16 protein-coding genes, 1 tRNA gene and 1 pseudogene are annotated in these 18,146 nt (G+C 71.2%); 5 read left to right on the top strand and 13 right to left on the bottom strand.

The window, feature by feature from the left end; translation table 11 throughout:
* Positions 1 to 47: 47 nt before the first annotated feature.
* Together HL658_RS21900 and HL658_RS21895 are read right to left on the bottom strand one after the other, a co-directional pair.
* Entirely contained in the window at positions 48 to 1,604 is a 1,557-nt protein-coding gene (locus HL658_RS21900) for a methyl-accepting chemotaxis protein (RefSeq protein ID WP_180283136.1), read from the bottom strand.
* 52 nt (positions 1,605 to 1,656) lie between these two features.
* Complete coding sequence (locus HL658_RS21895; protein ID WP_180283137.1) at positions 1,657 to 2,370, bottom strand: substrate-binding periplasmic protein; 714 nt, start codon at positions 2,368 to 2,370, stop codon at positions 1,657 to 1,659.
* Between the two features lie 208 nt (positions 2,371 to 2,578).
* Between HL658_RS21895 and HL658_RS21890 the strand changes: the two genes are divergently transcribed.
* The 4 genes from HL658_RS21890 (at position 2,579) to xsc (ending at position 7,952) form a co-directional block, all read left to right on the top strand.
* Positions 2,579 to 4,657, top strand: coding sequence for a molybdopterin oxidoreductase family protein (locus HL658_RS21890; RefSeq protein WP_180283138.1), 2,079 nt, complete (start codon positions 2,579 to 2,581; stop codon positions 4,655 to 4,657).
* A gap of 19 nt (positions 4,658 to 4,676) precedes the next feature.
* Positions 4,677 to 5,228: a hypothetical protein gene (locus HL658_RS21885; RefSeq protein WP_180283139.1), complete on the top strand. Its 552-nt coding sequence runs from the start codon at positions 4,677 to 4,679 to the stop codon at positions 5,226 to 5,228.
* Between the two features lie 99 nt (positions 5,229 to 5,327).
* A complete protein-coding gene (locus tag HL658_RS21880) occupies positions 5,328 to 5,867 on the top strand; it encodes a gamma carbonic anhydrase family protein (RefSeq protein ID WP_180283140.1) in 540 nt (179 codons plus the stop codon).
* Positions 5,868 to 6,173: 306 nt separating this feature from the next.
* On the top strand, positions 6,174 to 7,952 hold the full coding sequence (xsc, locus tag HL658_RS21875; protein ID WP_180283141.1) for a sulfoacetaldehyde acetyltransferase: 1,779 nt from the start codon (positions 6,174 to 6,176) through the stop codon (positions 7,950 to 7,952).
* 163 nt (positions 7,953 to 8,115) lie between these two features.
* Here xsc and HL658_RS21870 read toward each other — a convergent pair whose 3' ends face one another.
* The 6 genes from HL658_RS21870 to napE are packed head-to-tail and all read right to left on the bottom strand — an operon-like array spanning position 8,116 to position 12,785.
* Complete coding sequence (locus HL658_RS21870) at positions 8,116 to 8,730, bottom strand: NapC/NirT family cytochrome c (protein WP_180283142.1); 615 nt, start codon at positions 8,728 to 8,730, stop codon at positions 8,116 to 8,118.
* Complete coding sequence (locus HL658_RS21865) at positions 8,727 to 9,215, bottom strand: nitrate reductase cytochrome c-type subunit (protein WP_180283143.1); 489 nt, start codon at positions 9,213 to 9,215, stop codon at positions 8,727 to 8,729. Before HL658_RS21865 ends, HL658_RS21870 begins: the two co-directional genes overlap by 4 nt.
* 13 nt (positions 9,216 to 9,228) lie before the next feature.
* Complete coding sequence (napA, locus tag HL658_RS21860; RefSeq protein WP_180283144.1) at positions 9,229 to 11,721, bottom strand: periplasmic nitrate reductase subunit alpha; 2,493 nt, start codon at positions 11,719 to 11,721, stop codon at positions 9,229 to 9,231.
* Between the two features lie 57 nt (positions 11,722 to 11,778).
* Complete coding sequence (locus HL658_RS21855) at positions 11,779 to 12,045, bottom strand: chaperone NapD (RefSeq protein ID WP_180283145.1); 267 nt, start codon at positions 12,043 to 12,045, stop codon at positions 11,779 to 11,781.
* Entirely contained in the window at positions 12,035 to 12,562 is a 528-nt protein-coding gene (napF, locus tag HL658_RS21850; protein WP_180283146.1) for a ferredoxin-type protein NapF, read from the bottom strand. The genes HL658_RS21855 and napF overlap by 11 nt, the downstream gene beginning before the upstream one ends.
* A gap of 7 nt (positions 12,563 to 12,569) precedes the next feature.
* Positions 12,570 to 12,785, bottom strand: a complete 216-nt coding sequence (napE, locus tag HL658_RS21845; protein ID WP_180283147.1) for a periplasmic nitrate reductase, NapE protein — start codon at positions 12,783 to 12,785, stop codon at positions 12,570 to 12,572.
* Between the two features lie 194 nt (positions 12,786 to 12,979).
* Here napE and HL658_RS21840 point away from each other — a divergent pair, with 194 nt between their 5' ends.
* The gene (locus HL658_RS21840) at positions 12,980 to 13,609 is read left to right on the top strand and encodes an NnrU family protein (protein ID WP_180283148.1); all 630 of its coding nucleotides are present in this window, start codon (positions 12,980 to 12,982) and stop codon (positions 13,607 to 13,609) included.
* A gap of 18 nt (positions 13,610 to 13,627) precedes the next feature.
* On the opposite strand, the gene HL658_RS21835 is transcribed toward HL658_RS21840, so the two are convergent.
* The 5 genes and pseudogenes from HL658_RS21835 to selA form a co-directional block, all read right to left on the bottom strand.
* On the bottom strand, positions 13,628 to 14,122 hold the full coding sequence (locus HL658_RS21835; RefSeq protein WP_180283149.1) for a glycine cleavage system protein H: 495 nt from the start codon (positions 14,120 to 14,122) through the stop codon (positions 13,628 to 13,630).
* Positions 14,123 to 14,127: 5 nt separating this feature from the next.
* Positions 14,128 to 14,619: a hypothetical protein gene (locus HL658_RS21830; RefSeq protein WP_180283150.1), complete on the bottom strand. Its 492-nt coding sequence runs from the start codon at positions 14,617 to 14,619 to the stop codon at positions 14,128 to 14,130.
* A 21-nt stretch (positions 14,620 to 14,640) separates the two neighbouring features.
* Positions 14,641 to 14,735: transfer RNA gene (locus HL658_RS21825), tRNA-Sec, on the bottom strand.
* A gap of 129 nt (positions 14,736 to 14,864) precedes the next feature.
* Positions 14,865 to 16,694 (bottom strand): annotated as a pseudogene (gene selB, locus HL658_RS21820) (selenocysteine-specific translation elongation factor); the annotation flags it as partial.
* Positions 16,691 to 18,127 (bottom strand): L-seryl-tRNA(Sec) selenium transferase, encoded by a 1,437-nt coding sequence (gene selA / locus HL658_RS21815; RefSeq protein ID WP_180283151.1) that lies wholly within the window; start codon positions 18,125 to 18,127, stop codon positions 16,691 to 16,693. The gene selA and the pseudogene selB, both read right to left, overlap by 4 nt.
* Positions 18,128 to 18,146: the final 19 nt, after the last annotated feature.

Raw genomic sequence — 18,146 nt, 5'->3', positions numbered from 1 at the left:
CGTCCCCGATCCGATGTAGGTCGGCCGCGGCGATCCGGCGAGGGGCATCACGCAGCCTGGAACTCCGTCAGGAACTGCCGGACCTCGGCGCGCAGGGTGGAGAAGCGCTCCTGGAGCAGGCGGGCGACCTCCACGCTCTCGCGCGCCGCGGCGGCGACCCCGGCCGACGCCTCGGACGCGGCCTCGATGCTGCGCGACACGGTCGACGCCTCGTCCGCCGCGTGGCGGACCTTCTGCGCGATCTCACCGGTGGCGGCGAGCTGCTGCTCGACCGCCGCGGCGATCTCGGCGGAACGCTCGCTGAGCGCGCCGATGGTGTCGGTGATGGCGCCGATGGCCATGACCGTCTCGTTGGTCACGGTCTGGATGGCGCCGATCTGGCCGGAAATGTCCTCCGTCGCCTTGGCGGTCTGGGTGGCGAGGTTCTTGACCTCCTGCGCCACCACGGCGAACCCCTTGCCCGCCTCCCCGGCCCTGGCTGCCTCGATCGTCGCGTTCAGCGCCAGCAGGTTGGTCTGGCCGGCGATGCTGGTGATCAGGCTGGTGATCTCGCTGATGCGGGCGGCCGATTCGGCCAGCGCCTCGACCGTCCTGCGGCTGGCGCGCGCCTTGTCGATGGCCTCCCCCGACATGGCGACGGAGCGGTTCACGCTGTGGGCGATGGCGCGGATGGACTGGGTGAGCTGCTCGGCGGCGGCGCTCGCCATGCCGACGTTGCGGCCGGCTTCGTCCGCCGCGTCGGCGACGGTGCTGTTGCAGCGGTCGGCCCTCAGCGCGCCTTCCAGCATCGTCCCGGCGCTGCCCTGCATCTGCACCGCGGTGGCGGAGGTCTCCTCCACCACCGTCTGCATGCGCTGGTCGAAGGCGGCGGTCAGCTCGCCCAGCCGCAAGGCGCGACGTGCGTCCTGCCCCTGGCGGACGATCTTTTCCGCTTCCAGCCGCTCGCGGTGCTCGGCGTTCCCGCGCAGCACGTCGATGGCGCGCGCCATGGCGCCGACCTCATCCGCCCGCTCCAGCGCCGGCACCGCCACCGCGTAATCGCCGTCGGCCAGCCGGCCGACCACGCGGGTGATGCGGATGAGCGGCCCGGTGATGGTCGACACGACAAGGAACAGGACCGCCATGATGGCGGCGAAGGCGACCACCCCCACCGCGATCCGGGTGGTCGCGTCCGCCGTGATGCGCACCTCCAGCGTGTCGGTGCGCAGGCGCAGGACATAGGCGCCAATGGGGCGGACCTGCCCCGCCTGCCCGGCCATCACCGGCTGCGTCACCTCCACGAAGCCGGCGGCGGCACGGGTGTCGCCGTCCTCCGCCACCACGCGGCCCTTGTCGTCGCGCACGAAGCCGGCGAGGTAGTCGGGGTCGGTCGACGGGGCCTTCACCACCACCCGGACCTGCTCGGTGTCGAGGTCGAACAGCGGCAGGGCCAGCGCGCGCGCCTGGAGTGCGGCCACCATGCGGGCGCGTGCGTCCAGCGCCTCGTGCGCCCGGTCACGGGTGGATTTCACGTCGGCGGCGATCGTCAGCACCTGATAGGCCAGCAGCACCGCCCCGATCAGCACCATCGCCCGCTGCCGCAGGCCCAGTCCGGACATCACCATCACCGCACCTCGTCCTTACGTTCGATCTGGGCGTTCCGTCAGACCCGCGCGATCACTTCGCCCGGCGGGCGAACCCCGCTTCCAGCTTGGCCAGCAGCGCCTCCGCCCCCGGCGCCTTCTTCGACACCACGACGAAGATGTCGATCGCCGACACCGGCGCCGATGCCAGGTCCGGCACTGGTTTGCCGGCCAGCGCCTGCGCCATCGGCAACGAATATTGAAGGAGCACCGGCGCGCGCCCCGCCTGGAGCAGGTTGACCGCCTGGTCGGGGGTGCGCGCCTCCACCACCGTCACCTTGTTGGCGGGGTCGTCCATCCAGACGCGCCAGCCGGCGTAGGAATATCCGGTCAGCACGATCACCGCCTTGCCGGCCAGATCCTCCTTGCGCGTCACCACAGGAGCGCTGCCGATGCCATAGGCGTTCAGCTCGATCCGGCCGATGGGGTTCGCCGAGGCGATGGTGGTGCCCTCCAGCTCCTTCACCGTCCGGATGCCGAGGAAGACGTGGAACTCCCCGTCCGCCAGCCCCTGGAACAGGCGGCGCGCGGGCACCGATTCCGCGGTGAAGGCGATGCCCTCCTCCGCCGCCACCTTGCCGAAGGCCTCGATCAGGCTGCCCTTGGGCTGGCCACCCTCCGTCTGGGTGTAGGGCGGGAACTCGACATAGCCGAGCTTCACCGGATCGGCCGCCGCAAACCCCGGCAACAGCCCCAGCAACGTTGCAACCAGGGCGCCTGTGCACCAGCCCGATCCGTGCCCGATCATCCGATCACCCCCTTCGCACCAGAAATCCCAGCGCGCCACACCCCGCTGCGCGTGCCGATCCCACCGACGACTCGCGATTTTGACGCGCTGCAACGAACGGTGCCCACCGATTGTTGTAAGATGATTTCAACCCGTTCACCACGCGGCGATTGCCTGCGGCAAAAGCGCCCACTAATCTTTGCGGGTGTCCGCCGCGTGAGTTCCGTCGATGCCCGACAGCAGCCCTTTCCTCGCCACCGCCTGCCCGCATGATTGCCCGTCCACCTGCGCGCTGGAGGTCGAGCGCATCGCCCCCGACCGCATCGGCAAGGTGCGCGGCGCCGCCGACAACAGCTACACGGCGGGCGTGATCTGCGCCAAGGTCAGCCGCTACGCCGAGCGTGTGCACAGTCCCGACCGGCTGACCCGGCCGCTGCTGCGCACCGGGCCCAAGGGCTCCGGCCAGTGGCGGGAGATCGGCTGGGAGGAGGCGCTGGACCGCATCACCGACGCCTTCCTCGACGCCGAACGCCACTTCGGCCCGGAAGCGGTCTGGCCCTACTATTACGCTGGCACCATGGGGCTGGTGCAGCGCGGCTCGATCCAGCGGATGCGCCACCTGAAGGGCTATGCCGGCCAATACAGCACGGTCTGCGACACGCCGGCCAACATGGGCTGGCTGGCCGGCTACGGCGCCATCCGCGGCACCGACCCGCGGGAGATGGCCGAGAGCGACCTGATCGTGAACTGGGGCGGCAACCCGGTGGCGACCCAGGTCAACGTGATGACCCACGTCAGCCGGGCGCGCAAGGCGCGCGGCGCCAAGCTGGTCACCATCGACCCCTACCGCACCGGCACGGCGGACGTGTCGGACCTGCACATCATGCCGCGGCCGGGCACCGACGGGGCGCTGGCCTGCGCGGTGATGCATGCGCTGTTCCGCGACGGCTTCGCCGACCGCGCCTATCTCGCCCGCTACGCCGCCGGCGTGGAGCGGCTGGAGGAACATCTGCGCGACCGCACGCCGGAATGGGCGGAAGCGATCACCGGCGTTCCGGCGGCCGAGATCACCGCCTTCGCCCGGCTCTACGGCGGCACCAAGGCCAGCTACCTGCGCATGGGCTACGGCCTGACGCGCAGCCGCAACGGTGCCGCGCAGATGCACGCGGTGAGCTGCCTGCCCGTGGTGACCGGGGCGTGGCAGCACCGGGGCGGCGGCGGGCTCTATTGCTCGTCGGGCATCTACCGCATCGACCGCAAGCCCATCGACGCCAACGATCGCGCCCGGCCCGGTGTCCGCCAGCTCGACCAGTCCCGCATCGGGGCGGTGCTGACGGGCAGCGCGCGCGACCTGGGCGACGGGCCGCCCATCAAGGCGATGCTGGTGCAGAACACCAACCCCGCGGCCATCTGTCCGGACAGCGCGCGGGTGCGCGCCGGGCTGCTGCGCGAGGATCTGTTCGTCGCCGTGCACGAGCAGTTCATGACCGACACCGCCGCCCTCGCCGACCTCGTGATCCCCGCCACCACCTTCCTGGAGCACGACGACCTCTACCGCGGCGGCGGGCAGTCGCACATCCTGGTCGGCCGCAAGGTGATCGAGCCGCAGGGCGAGGCGCGCGAGAACCACATCGTCAACAACGACCTGATGCGCCGGCTCGGCGCCGACGACCACCCCGCCTGCCATATGAGCGCGTGGGAGCTGGTCGACACCGTGCTGAAGGCCAGCGGCCTGCCCGACGCCGAGACGCTGGCCGCCGGCCGTTGGCACGACGCGCAGCCGGATTTCGAGACCTCCCACTTCCTGACCGGCTTCGGCTTTCCCGACGGGCGCTTCCGCTTCGCGCCGGACTGGGCGGCGCTGGGCGCCATGGGCGGGCGCGACGGGCTGGACGAGCTGCCGGCCCTGCCCGACCACATGCCGCCGGGCGGGACCACGGACGACGAGCACCCCTTCCGCCTCGTCACCGCCCCGGCGCGCCAGTTCCTCAACACCAGCTTCACCGAGACCGGCACCGCACGGAAGCGCGAGGGGCGGCCGACCGCCCTGATGCATCCGGACGACTGCGCGGCGCTGGGGGTGGCGGAAGACACGCCCGTCCGGCTCGGCAACCGGCAGGCCAGCGTCGTCGTGCACGCAAGGCCCTTCGGCGGGTTGCAGCGGGGGGTGGTGGTGGTCGAGGGCATCTGGCCCAACGGCGCCTTCGTGGAGGGGCTGGGCATCAACGCGCTGACCTCGCCGGAGCCGATCCCGCCCGCTGGCGGGGCGGCTTTCCACGACACGGCGGTGTGGGTGCGGGCGGCGTGAGCAGGGGGAGACAAGGGGAATGGTGATGAGGACGATCGCGGCGGCGCTCCTTCTGGCCCTGGCGGCTGGCCCGGCGGCGGCGGAGTGCGTGGCGAAGGGCAACGCCATCGTGCTGACGGTGGCCGGCAACATCGCGTCGCCCAACCGCGGCCCCTTCGTGGAGTCCACCGACCGCTTCCACGCCTTCCGCGGCAACCAGTGGGAGAAGGCGCGGACCTTCACCATCGACGAGCTGGCCGCCCTGCCGCAGATGGCGGTGCGCACCGTCGTGCCCTACGACGGCAAGTCCTACCGCTTCGAGGGGCCGGCGCTGGCGGATGTGCTGAAGGCCGCCGGCGCCGCCTCCGGCACCGTGGCGGTGCAGGCCATCGACGGCTACGAGGTGGAGCTGTCGCCGGAGATCCAGGCGGCGGACAAGCAGGTGCTGGCGCTCTGTCAGGAGGGGAAGCCGCTGGGGCTCGGCGCGCTGGGGCCACTCTACACCGTCGTTCCCATGGCCGACGGCGCCACCCCCACCGACGACCAGTCCAACCGGCAGATCTGGGCGGCGCATTACATCAACGTGAAGTGACGGCGGCGCCGCGACGGCCAGCGCCATGAGAACGGTTGCATTCCAAGGCCCGGCGCGACGATCCTCCCCGGCAAACGGAGACCGAGGAGGACAGCGCCCATGCCCGTCTACAGCCTGAACGGCCACACCCCCACCCTGCCCGAGAGCGGGCGCGTCTGGATCGCGCCGGGTGCGCGCGTCATCGGCCGCGTGCGGCTGGGGGAGGATGTCAGCGTCTGGTTCAACGCGGTGCTGCGCGCCGACACCGAGGACGTGACCATCGGCGACCGCAGCAACGTGCAGGACGGGGCGGTGATGCACGCCGACCCCGGCTTCCCGCTGACCGTCGGCCCCGACTGCACGGTCGGGCACGGCGCCATCCTGCACGGCTGCACCGTCGGCGCCGGCAGCCTGATCGGCATGGGGGCCACGATCATGAACGGCGCCGTCGTCGGCCGGAACGCCGTCGTCGGCGCCAACACCCTGATCCGCGAGGGCCAGAGCTTCCCCGACGGCGCCGTCGTGGTGGGCAACCCCGCCCGGCTGGTCAAGACCCTCGACCCCGACTCCAGCATGGGGGCGGAAGCCGCCGCCCGCTACGTCGAGCGCGGCGGGCAGTACCGGGAGGGGCTGCGGGCGGTGGACGGCGCGGAGGAGTGACGCCGGAGATGGGGGCGTGGTCGCCTTGAGCCCCCACCCGTCAATTCCGTTCAATGAGACAAATCGGATCGTTTGCTGATAGGAAAGAAGAAATCCGCTTGCCCATCGCTCCCGTTTTTGGCAGGATCGAGACGGATCATATCGCTGGGTGAGACTGCACGCAGCGATCCGGCCACACCCCCCCGCGGAACGCGGCGGGGTTGAAGACGATGGGGAGGGGACGGTTTCGGCCGGTGCCGGCGTGGCGGACGCCCCGGCACCACCGCGCGCCGTACCGTCCGGACAGCAGACGACGGGAGAGCCACCATGAAAATGACGACCGAAGAAGCCTTCGTGAAGGTTCTTCAGATGCACGGCATCCAGCATGCCTTCGGCATCATCGGATCGGCCATGATGCCGGTCTCCGACCTGTTCCCGAAGGCCGGGATCACCTTCTGGGACTGCGCGCACGAGACCAACGCGGCGCTGATCTGCGACGGCTACAGCCGCGTCACCGGCAAGATGGGCATGGCCATCGCCCAGAACGGTCCGGGCGTCACCGGCTTCATCACCTCGATCAAGACCGCCTACTGGAACCACACGCCGATGCTGCTGGTCACCCCGCAGGCGGCCAACAAGACCATCGGCCAGGGCGGCTTCCAGGAAGTCGAGCAGATGGCCATGTTCGAGGACATGGTCTGCTACCAGGAGGAGGTCCGCGATCCCTCCCGCATCCCCGAGGTCCTGAACCGGGTGATCGAGAAGGCGTGGCGCGGTTCGGCGCCGGCCCAGATCAACATCCCGCGCGACTATTGGACCCACGTCATCGACGTCGAGCTGCCGCAGATCGTTCGGCTGGAGCGCCCCTCCGGCGGTCGCCAGGCGGTGGCGGAGGCCGCGAAGCTGCTGTCGGAGGCCAAGTTCCCGGTCATCCTGAACGGCGCCGGCGTGGTGATCGGCGATGCCATCGAGGATTCCAAGGCGCTGGCCGAGCGTCTGGACGCCCCGGTCTGCTGCGGCTACCAGCACAACGACGCCTTCCCGGGCAGCCACCCGCTGGCCGCCGGCCCGCTCGGCTACAACGGCTCCAAGGCCGCCATGGAGCTGATCGCCAAGGCCGACGTGGTGCTGGCGCTGGGCACCCGTCTGAACCCCTTCTCCACCCTGCCCGGCTACGGCATGGACTATTGGCCGAAGACCGCCAAGATCATCCAGGTCGACATCAACCCCGACCGCATCGGCCTGACCAAGAAGGTCTCGGTGGGCATCTGCGGCGACGCCAAGCAGGTGGCGCAGCAGCTTCTGGCGCAGCTCGCCCCGACCGCCGGCGACGACGGGCGCGAGGAGCGCAAGGCGCTCATCCACCGCACCAAGTCGGCGTGGCTGCAGATGCTGTCCTCGCTCGACCATGAGGACGACGACCCCGGCACGAGCTGGAACGCCGAGGCGCGCGAGCGCGAGCCGAACCGCATGTCGCCGCGCCAGGCCTGGCGGGCCATCCAGGCGGCCCTGCCCCGCAACGCCATCCTGTCCACCGACATCGGCAACAACTGCGCCATCGGCAACGCCTACCCGTCCTTCGAGGAGGGCCGGAAGTATCTGGCGCCGGGCATGTTCGGCCCCTGCGGCTACGGCTTCCCGTCCATCGTCGGCGCCAAGATCGGTTGCCCGGACGTGCCGGTGATCGGCTTCGCCGGTGACGGCGCCTTCGGCATCTCGATGAACGAGATGAGCTCGATCGGCCGCGAGGAGTGGCCGGCGATCACCATGGTGATCTTCCGCAACTACCAGTGGGGCGCCGAGAAGCGCAACACGACGCTCTGGTACGACAACAACTTCGTCGGCACCGAGCTGAACCTGAAGCTCAGCTACGCCAAGGTGGCGGAAGCCTGCGGGCTGGCCGGCATCGTCGCCACCACCCAGCAGGAGGTGACCGACGCGCTGACCAAGGCGATCGAGAACCAGAACAAGGGCATCACCACCTTCGTCGAGGTGGTGCTGAACCAGGAGCTGGGCGAGCCGTTCCGCCGCGACGCCATGAAGAAGCCGGTGGTCGTCGCCGGCATCGACCCGGCCGACATGCGGCCGCAGCAGCCGCCGGTCTGAGCAGGTCTACTGATCGAACGAGAGTCCCCTTCCTCCCTCGGGGGGAAGGGACGGGGGTGGGGACCGACGCGTCCCCCGCGATTCTCCCGGCCTTCGGGCCATAAACTCCCCCACCCCGAACCCCTCCCCCTCGCGGGGGAGGGGCTTTTTTCATGCCCGCTCCTCACTTCTGTTCGCTGACCGTCCAGCCCGGCGGCACGCCCTGCATGTCGGGCAGCCGGTGGGCGATACCCTTGTGGCAGTCGATGCAGGTGCGTTCCCCGGTGAACAGGAACCGCTGGTGGATGTCGGCGGCCCGCGCCCCCTGCCTGGTGATGTCCATGGACTCCGCGCTGTGGCAGTTGCGGCATTCCAGGCTGTTGTTGGCCTTCAGCCGCGCCCATTCATGCTCCGCCAGCTCGCGGCGCATGGCGGCGAACTTGTCCGGCGTGTCGATGGTGCCGAACAGGTGGCCCCACACCTCCTTGGACGCCTGCATCTTGCGGGCGATCTTGTCGGTCCAGGCGTGCGGCACGTGGCAATCCGGACAGGTGGCGCGCACGCCCGAGCGGTTGGTGAAGTGGATGGTCTGCTTGAGCTCCTGATAGACGTTGTCGTTCATCTCATGGCAGGAGATGCAGAAGGCCTCGCGGTTGGTCGCCTCCAGCGCGGTGTTGAAGCCGCCCCAGAAGAACACGCCGGCCGCGAAGCCGCCGAGCGTCAGGAACCCCAGGCTGAGGGTGCGTGCCGGGGTGGCGATGATCCGCCATGGCCGCAGCAGGAATCCGGGCAGTCTCATCGCCGGTCACCCCCGTCCGAAGGCCGGCTGATCAGGCTGTCCACGTCGCGGAAGTCGTTGCGGATGGGGGGCTGCGCCACCGTCTGCGGCACATGGCATTGCAGACAGAAGTACCGCCGCGGGGTGACGCCGCCCAGCGTCTGGCCGTCGCGGTCCACGTAATGGGTGATGCTGATCATCGGCGCCTGCGAGCCGGCCGTGTATTGCCGGCTGTGGCAGGTCAGGCACTGGTTGTTGTTCAGCGTGAGCTGGTAGTCCCGGATGTTGTGCGGGATCACCGGCGGCTGTTCGGGGTAGTTGCGGGCGACCCGGCGGTCGTCGGTGACGTCGGCCGGGATGGGTGGCGGCACCGGTTCCTGCTCGAAGCCGACGGGCGGGCGGAACGGCGTCTGGACGGAAGCCCCCTGGCCCGGCGATTGGGCCGGAAGCACGGCGGGCAGCAGGACGGGAAGCGCGGCCAGAACCGCGAGGATGCGGGCGTTCATCTCGGTTCCTCCCTCAGACGGCCACGACCTTGACGGCGCATTTCTTGAAGTCGGTCTGCTTGCTGATGGGGTCGGTGGCGTCCAGCGTGACCTTGTTGATCAGGCGGGAGCTGTCGAACCAGGGCACGAAGATCGCCCCCCGCGGCGGCTTGTTCCGCCCGCGCGTCTCCACCCGCGTGCGGATCTCGCCGCGGCGCGACATGACGCGCACCTCCGAGCCGCGGCGCAGGCCGCGGGCGGCGGCGTCGTCCGGGTGCATGTAGACCAGCGCCATCGGCATGGCCTTGTACAGCTCCGGCACCCGCATGGTCATGGAGCCGGAGTGCCAGTGCTCCAGCACGCGGCCGGTGACCAGCCACAGGTCGAACTCCTGGTCGGGGCTCTCGGCCGGCGGCTCGTAGGGGAAGGCGAAGATGTTGGCCCGGCCGTCGGGGTTGCCGTAGAACTTCACACCCTCCCCGGCCTTCACGAAGGGATCGAGCCCTTCCCGGTAGCGCCACAGCGTCTCCTTGCCGTCCACCACCGGCCAGCGCAGGCCGCGCACCTGATGATAGGTGTCGTACGGGGCGAGGTCGTGGCCGTGGCCGCGCCCGAACCAGGCGTATTCCTCGAACAGCCCCTTCTGGAGGTAGAAGCCGAACGCCTTCGCCTCGTCGTTCCCGTAGGCCGGGTCGAGATCGGACAGCGGGAAGCGGTTCACCTCGCCGTTGGCGAAGAGCACGTCGTAGAGGGTCTTGCCCTTCATCTCCGGGGCCCTGGCGATCAGGTCGGCCGGCCACACCTCCTCCACCGTGAAGCGCTTGGAGAACTCCACGAGTTGCCAGAGGTCGGAGCGCGCCTCGCCGGGTGCTGCGACGAGCTGGTGCCAGAAATGGGTGCGCCGCTCGGCGTTGCCGTAGGCCCCTTCCTTCTCCACCCACATGGCCGCGGGCAGGATCAGGTCGGCCGCCATCGCCGTGACGGTCGGGTAGGCGTCGGAGACGACGATGAAATTGTCGGGGTTGCGGTAGCCGGGATACGTCTCCTGCGTCGTGTTGGGCGCCGCCTGGAGGTTGTTGTTGACCATGATCCAGTAGGCGTTGAGCTTGCCGTCCTTCAGCATGCGGTCCTGCAGCACGGCGTGGTATCCGGGCTTGGCGGGAATTGTCCCTTCCGGCACCCGCCACTGCCTCTCCGTCACCTTGCGGTGCTCGGGATTGGTGACCTGCATGTCGGCCGGCAGGCGGTGGGCGAAGGTCCCCACCTCGCGCGCGGTGCCGCAGGCGCTGGGCTGACCGGTCAGGGAAAAGGGGCTGTTGCCGGGCTCGCTGATCTTACCGGTCAGCAGGTGGATGTTGTAGACCATGTGGTTCACCCACACGCCGCGGACGTGCTGGTTGAAGCCCATGGTCCAGAAGGACATGACCTTGGTCTTGGGATCGGCGTACAGCTCGGCCAGGGCCAGCAGACGCTCCTTCGGCACCTTGCTGATCTCCGACGCGCGCTCGACCGTGTAGTCGCTGACGAAGCGGGCGAACTCCTCGAAGTTGCTGGGCGTGCTGACCGCCGGGTCGCGCGGGTTGGCGGCGCGCGTCTCCAGCACATGCTCGGGGCGCAGGCCGTAGCCGATGTCCTTCTGCCCCATGCGGAAGTTGCAGTGCTTCTCGACGAACTCCCGGTTCACCCGCCCGGTCTGGATGATGTGGTTGGCGATGAAGTTGAGGATGGCGAGGTCGGTGCCGGGCGAGAACACCATCGGGATGTCGGCCAGCTCGAAGCTGCGGTGCTCGAAGGTGGAGAGCACGGCCACCTTCACATGCTTGGCCGACAGGCGACGGTCGGTGACGCGGGTCCACAGGATCGGGTGCATCTCCGCCATGTTGGAGCCCCAGAGCACGAAGGCGTCGGCGTGCTCCATGTCGTCGTAGCAACCCATCGGCTCGTCCATGCCGAAGGTGCGGATGAAGGCGACCGCGGCCGACGCCATGCAGTGGCGCGCGTTGGGATCCAGGTTGTTGGTGCGGAAGCCGGCCCGCATCAGCTTGCTGGCGGCGTAGCCCTCCCAGATCGTCCACTGGCCGGAGCCGAACATGCCGACCGCGTCGGGGCCCTTCTCCTTCAGCACGCGCTTCCACTGGGCCGCCATCTCGTCGAAGGCGCGCTCCCAGGACACCGGCTGGAACTCGCCCTCCTTGTGGTACTTGCCGTCGCGCATGCGCAGCAGCGGCGTGGTCAACCGGTCCTGCCCGTACAGGATCTTGGACAGGAAATAGCCCTTCACGCAGTTCAGGCCGCGGTTGACGTCGGCCTTGATGTCGCCGTGGGTGGCGACCACGCGGTTGTCCTTGACCGCCACCATGACGCCGCAGCCGGTGCCGCAGAAGCGGCAGGGAGCCTTGGACCAGGTGAGCTTCGCGTCCTCTCCCGCCACCATGCTGGTCTGGGCGGCGGCGGGAAGGCTGATGCCGCCCGCCGCCGCGGCCGTGGCGACGGCCTGCGCCTTGATGTAATCGCGCCTGTTGAGCATGGAGTCCTCCGCTCGTCGGTGGGTCCCGCCAGTGGGGGCCGTTTCAGTGGGGTCGGTTCAGTGTGTCGGCGGGGCGGCTTCATCGACCGCCTCCGCGTGGTGGAAGACCAGAACGGCCGACAGCACCCCGTCCATCAGGTGCATCGCGGTCATGCGGTCGGCGATCCAGCCCTCGTGCGGGCCTTCGACGACCACGACCAGCTTGCCGTCCTGCTCGGCGTGGATCTCGGCACCCGGCGTTCCGGCGATCGCCGCGCGCACCGGAACCAGCCGGTCGGGACGGACATGAACGAGCAGCGACGCGACGTGCAGTTCAGCAGGCATGGGGCTTCTCCGGTGCCGGTTGCATGGTGACGGCGTTCACCGGGCAAGCCGGCACGCAGGCGCCGCAGCCCGTGCAGGCCGAGGCGTCCACCAGCGCCTCCGCGGTCCCCCCCGGCAGCGGGCGGAAGCGCAGCGCCGCCTCTGGGCAGGAATCCTGGCAGGACCGGCAATAGACCCCGGCCACCGCCAGGCAGCCGCCGCCGACCGCCGCGACGTGGGTCCAGGGGCGGCGGCCGGTGTCGAAGATCGGCTGCGGGCAGGCGGTGGCGCAGGCGCCGCAGAAGCTGCATTCCCCCGCCGTGAAGCGCACCACCGGAAAACCACCATCGCCGGGGGCGATGATCCGTTCCGGGCAGGCGGTGGCGCAGGCGCCGCAGCGGGTGCAGAGGTCGCGCAACGCCGCGGCGTCGGCCCAGGGCGGATGGATGGGGGGCACCGCGGCGCGGCGACCCAGCAGCAGTCCGCGCCGGCCGCGGTCGATGCCGCCCGGTCGAGGACCCGGTCGTTGGGTGCTCATGGCCGGCTCAGTGCACCGGCGGCCCCGGAGGCCCCATGATGAGCTGCGACATCCAGACGAGGAACCCATAGCCCCCGACCACCGCCACCGCCACGAAGGGCCAGATGACGACGGACAGGAACAGGAAGACGGCGATCTCGCGCCGCTTCACCGCCGGATCGATGACCGTGTCCGCAGCGGTCGCCGTCGCTTCGCCAATCCGGTCATGGCCTGCACGGCCCATGGCATCCTCCCAGCGTCGACATGGACTTTTTCGGTGAACCGGCCGTGCTCTTCGTTGGTTCCGGCCGCACCCGACGGGTCCAGAATAGCCGGACCACCCGGGCCGGACTTGACTATGGTCAAGCCCGACGGCGTTACGCCGGGTCTAGGGTGCCGCGTCCGGTCGGAGTGCGTTCGCCGTGAAGGAGCCCGGTCATGACCCCGCTGATCGCCGCGGTTCTCGTCCTTGTCGCCAGCCACACCGTGCCTTCCCATGGCGCCGTCCGCGGGGCGATGACGGACCGCTTGGGGCTGCGCGGCTTCCGCACGGTGCATTCGCTGGTGTCGGCCGCCGCGCTGGCCGCGGTCGTGGTGGCTTACCGGGCGGCGGAACCGGGGCTGTGGGTGTGGTACCCGGTGTTCGAGGCACGTTACGCCACCATCGCGGTGATGCCGGTGGCCGCCTTCCTGCTCGTCGGGCGCCTGACCCGGCGCCCCGGACCGGAGCCGTGCGGCGTCTACCGCATCACCACGACGCCCGGCAGCATGGCCGTGCTGCTGTGGAGCCTAAGCCATCTTGCCGTGGCCGGCGACCAGCGGCGGGTCATCCTGTTCGCCGGCATGCTGGCCATCGCCCTGGTCTCGCTGGTCCGCAACGCGGGACTGGCCAATCCACCCGGGCTGGCCGGCACGATCCCCTTCGCCCGCATCCTGGCCGGGCGGGAGCGGCTGGAACCGCGGGAGATCGGGCTGTGGCGGCCGGTGCTGGCGCTGCTGCTCGTCGCCGCCCTGCTGGCCCTGCACCCGCTGGTCTTCGGGGTCGATCCGCTGGCCGGGCTGATCTGACGCGGGATGGTTCCGCTCTCAGCCGGCGGGCGTGCCGCAGCCGGGGAAATTGTTGGCGCGCATCCAGTCCGCGTAGGCGTCGGCGACGGCGGTACCGGGAGTGAGAGCGGCCAGCGCGTCGTCGCCAGCGGGCCGGGCGGTCATCATCCAGCCGGCGCCATAGGGATCGGCGACCATCAGCGACGGGCGGTCGATCAGCGCGTGGTTGACCGCGACCACCACCCCGTCGAAGGCGACGCGCGCCGGCCCCACCCACTTGCTGCTCTCGATGGTGGCGCCGGAACGTCCCTTCTCCAGCGCCCGGCCGGCGCGCTTGGGCGTGAAGGCGAAGATGCGGCCGTTGGCGAGCGCCACCGCCACCACCGTCATGCCGAGCCGCACCAGCCCGCCCGGCAGCGGCTCGTACCACATGTGGTTCGGCACGTCGTAGAGCAGCCCGAGCGGCAGCGGGCAGCCCTTGACGGTGACGAGGCCTGGGCCGGAGTCGGGGCCGGAGCCGGGGTCCGTGGGCATCGCGCTCAGAACTCGACCACCGGCAGCTCCGGATATTCCACGTCCAGCAGGGCGAGGAAGGGCTGCCCGATCGCCGTCTCGTACCACGCCTCGAAGGCCGCGATGGCGTCCTCCACCCGCACCGGCTCCACCGCCGCATCATCGGCCGCATCGTCGGCCGGCCGCGATTCCGCCCACACCGCCAGCGTGACGGCCTGGAAGGCATCGAGGATGCGGGTGCGGGCTTCGGTCTCCGCGTGCCAGTCCAGCTCGCGCTGAAGGGCCGCGGCCCCGACCGCGGTCGCGGCCTCCGCGGTCTCCGCGCCGGCGACGGCGGCGGCGACCGCCTTCACCAGCCCCAGCCGGCGGAAGGCGAACTGCCGCTGCCGCTCATGCCGGGCGATGCCGTCAGCCACCGACTGGCGGAACGCGATCTCCGCCGCCTGCGCCGCCTTCGCCGCCGCATCGAGCCGCCCGACGCAGCCGGGCCCGACGCCACCGGTTGGATGTGCCGTCATCGTCACGCTCCTGAATGGGGTTGGCGGAGGAGGTAGGAGTCGAACCTACCAAGGACCGTCTCGCGGCCCTCTCCGGATTTGAAGTCCGGCCGCCCCACCGGGGACGCTGCTCCTCCGTCGTTCCGATCCGCCGGCGCCCGTGGGGCCGGCGGGGTCGAGAACAGATCGGCCTTGTGCGGGTTGATGCGCCGGATGTCGCCGCGGCGCATGGTCAAGCCCTGTCGGTCGAAGAACTCAAGGATTTGGATCGCAACCTTGCGGCCATTGTCAAGCCGGTCGCGGAACTGGGTCACGCCGAAACGCCCCTCCTCACCCGCGGCGGCCAGCGCGCGCGCCACGTCGGCCATCTCCACCACGGTCTCGGCCAGGAAGAAATGGTCCTGCGCGATTTCATCCACGTCGCCGCGCCGGGCCGCCATGCGGAACAGGCGGCGCAGCAGCCGTTCGTCGATGTCGAAGCGCCGGGCCAGATCGCGCACCCGCGGCGGGCGGAAGCGGGCCTCGCCGCCCAGCAGCGGCCGGATGCCGGCCCACATGCGCTCGTCCTCCGCGGTGAAGCGGACCTCGTGGCCGGGGGCGCGCACCCAGGCACGGTCAATGGCGACCACCCCCTCCGCCCGCAGCCGCTGCAGCGCCACGGCGAAGAGCGGGGCGGGCAGGCGCGGCTTCAGCGTCAGCCGCAGCCGCTCCTGCGCGAGGCCGGGCTGGTCCGGGTTTTCGGCGTGGAAGCGGGCAAGGGTGCCGGCGAGGTCGTCGCGCAGCCGGTCCCAGGCAGTGGGCAGCAGGGCGGCGGTGACGGGCCCGGCGGTCAGCGTCACCAGCCCAAGCCCCTCCGCCAGCCGCCCGGCGAGATCGGCCGCCCCGGCCCGGTCGCGCACGAAGGCGCCGAGATCCGCCCAGCCGCGCCCGGCAGCGAGGAAGCCGGCCAGCGCGTCGGCCGGGTCGTCCCGGCGGAGTGCCGCCAGCTCGGCGCGGCGCTCGGGCGTGCGGCGCCGGCGCTCGGGCGCCTGGAGGTCCACCAGCACGCCGCCGCCCAGCGTGCGGGTGGCGGCGGTGTCGCGCAGCACGAAGCGGTCGCCCGCGGCCACCGCCACCGGCTCGTCGAGCACGAGTTGCACGAAGTCGGTGCCGCCCGGCTCCAGCTCGCCGTCGCGCAGGACGACGACGCGGGCCGCCGCCTCGGTGGAGCCATGATGCAGCCGCACCGGCATCCACTGCCCGACCGGCCGCCGCTCCGACCGCAGCACCGTCAGCTCGGCGTCGATGCGGCGCACCGGGGCGTGCAGCGCGGGGTCGAGCAGCACCTGCCCGCGCGGAACCGTGTCGCGCGACACCTTGGGGCCGACCAGGGACACCGCGCAGCGCTGCCCGGCATGGCCGCGCTCCACCGGCCGGTTCTGGGCGTGGATGGAACGCACCCGCGCCTCGATCCCGGCCGGGGAGACCGCCACCGTGTCGCCCACCGCGACCGAGCCGGACATCACCGTGCCCGTCACCACCGTGCCGGCTCCGGCCAGGGAGAAGACGCGGTCGATGGCGAGCCGGAAGCGCCCACCGTCGGTGCGGGTTCCCGTCGCGGCGCGTGCCTCGTCGAGACGTGCGGCAAGATCCGCCAGCCCTTCGCCGGAGACGGCGGAGACAGGAACCACGTCAGCGCCCTCCAGCCCGGTGCCGGCGAGGAGTGCCGCGATCTCCGCGGTCACGGCGGCGCGCCGGGCCTCGTCGGCAAGATCGGCCTTGGTCAGCGCGACGATGCCGCGCCGCAGCCCCAGCAGATCGACGATCGCCAGATGCTCGCGCGTCTGCGGCATCACCCCGTCGTCGGCCGCCACGGTCAGCAGCACGAGGTCGATGCCGGTCGCCCCGGCCAGCATGGTGTGCACCAGCCGCTCATGGCCGGGCACATCCACGAAGCCCACCACATCCCCATCCGGGCGCGGCCAATAGGCGAAGCCCAGCTCGATGGTGATGCCGCGGGCCTTCTCCTCCTTCAGCCGGTCGGTGTCGACGCCGGTCAGCGCCCGCACCAGGCTGGTCTTGCCATGGTCGATGTGCCCGGCGGTGCCGACGATCATGGCACTGCCGCCTCCGCCGGAACAACGAGGCGCGCGAGTTGGCCGGCGAAGCCGTCCACGTCCTCCAGGCAGCGCAGGTCGAAGCGCAGCGCCCCCTTCTCGATGCGGCCGATCACCGGCACCGGAAGCCGACGGAAGGCCGCGGCCAGCGCCTCCACCGCGCCGCCGGAGGCGCCGCGCCCGGCCGGCTCGATGGCGAGGCCGTGGCTGGGGATGGTCTCCAGCGGCAGCGCGCCGGACCCGATCTGGCTGGCGCAGTCGGCGGACGCCACGCTCCAGCCAGCCCCCACCGCCCCGGCGATGACGGGCCCAAGCCGTTCCGCCAGCCCGCGCAGTTCCTCCACCGGCCGCGTCAGGAAACGCAGCGTCGGCAGGGTCGCCGGCAGCCGGTCGGGGTCGCGGTAGAGGCGCAGGGTCGCCTCCAGCGCCGCCAGCCGGATCTTGTCGAGCCGCACCGCCCGCTTGATGGGGTTTTTCGCGCAGGCCCGCACCAGGTCGCGCCGCCCGACGATGAAGCCCGCCTGCGGCCCGCCCAGCAGCTTGTCGCCGGAGAAGGTGACGAGGTCGGCGCCGTCGGCGACCGCGTCCTGCACCGTGCGCTCCCGCCGCAGGCCATAGCGCGACAGATCCACCAGCGTGCCGGAGCCGAGATCGTCCACGACCGGCACGCCGCGCTCCCGCCCGATGGCGGCGAGCGCCTGGGTCGACACCTCCGCCGTGAAGCCCTGGACGAGGTAGTTGGAGGTGTGGACCTTCATCAGCAGGCCGGTGTCCGGCCCGACCGCGCCTTCGTAATCGCGGAGGTGGGTGCGGTTGGTGGTGCCGACCTCGCGCAGGCGCGTGCCGGCCCGCGCCATAATCTCCGGCATGCGGAAGGCGCCGCCGATCTCGATCAGCTCACCGCGGGAGACCACCGTCTCCCGCCCCTGGGCCAGCGTGTTGAGCACCAGCAGAACCGCGGCGGCGTTGTTGTTGACGAGGCAGGCGTCCTCCGCCCCCGTCAGCTCGCAAAGCAGGCCGCGCACGGCGTCGTCACGCTCGCCGCGGCCACCGCCGTCCAGGTCGAATTCCAGCGCCGCGGGGTGGCGCATGGCGGCCGCGGCGGCCTCCACCGCCGCCTCGGCCAGTACGGCGCGGCCGAGGTTGGTGTGCAGGACCGTGCCGGTCAGATTGTGGACGCGGCGCAGCCGCGGCGCGTCGTCGGCTTCCAGCCGAGCCAGCGCCGCTTCGGCGGCCAGCACGGCGGCGGTGGCGCGGTCGGGCGGCGGCGGATCGTCGTCGCCGGTGGTGCGCAGCCGTACGCGCAGGCCGTCCAAGGCGCCGCGCACGGCGCCGAGTGCGGCGTCGTGGCCGAAGCGCGCGACGGCGACGCGGCCGATCTCGCCGCGCATCACCTCGTCGACCGAGGGCAAGGGTCCGGCCCGCCGGCTCATGGCGTCAGTCCCCGCGGAC

This window comes from Azospirillum oleiclasticum, from assembly GCF_013423485.1.
In the GTDB taxonomy this organism is placed as follows: Bacteria; Pseudomonadota; Alphaproteobacteria; order Azospirillales; family Azospirillaceae; genus Azospirillum; species Azospirillum oleiclasticum.
Note: the sequence above shows the minus strand (reverse complement) of the source record. Positions and strands in the feature narration are given on the sequence as shown.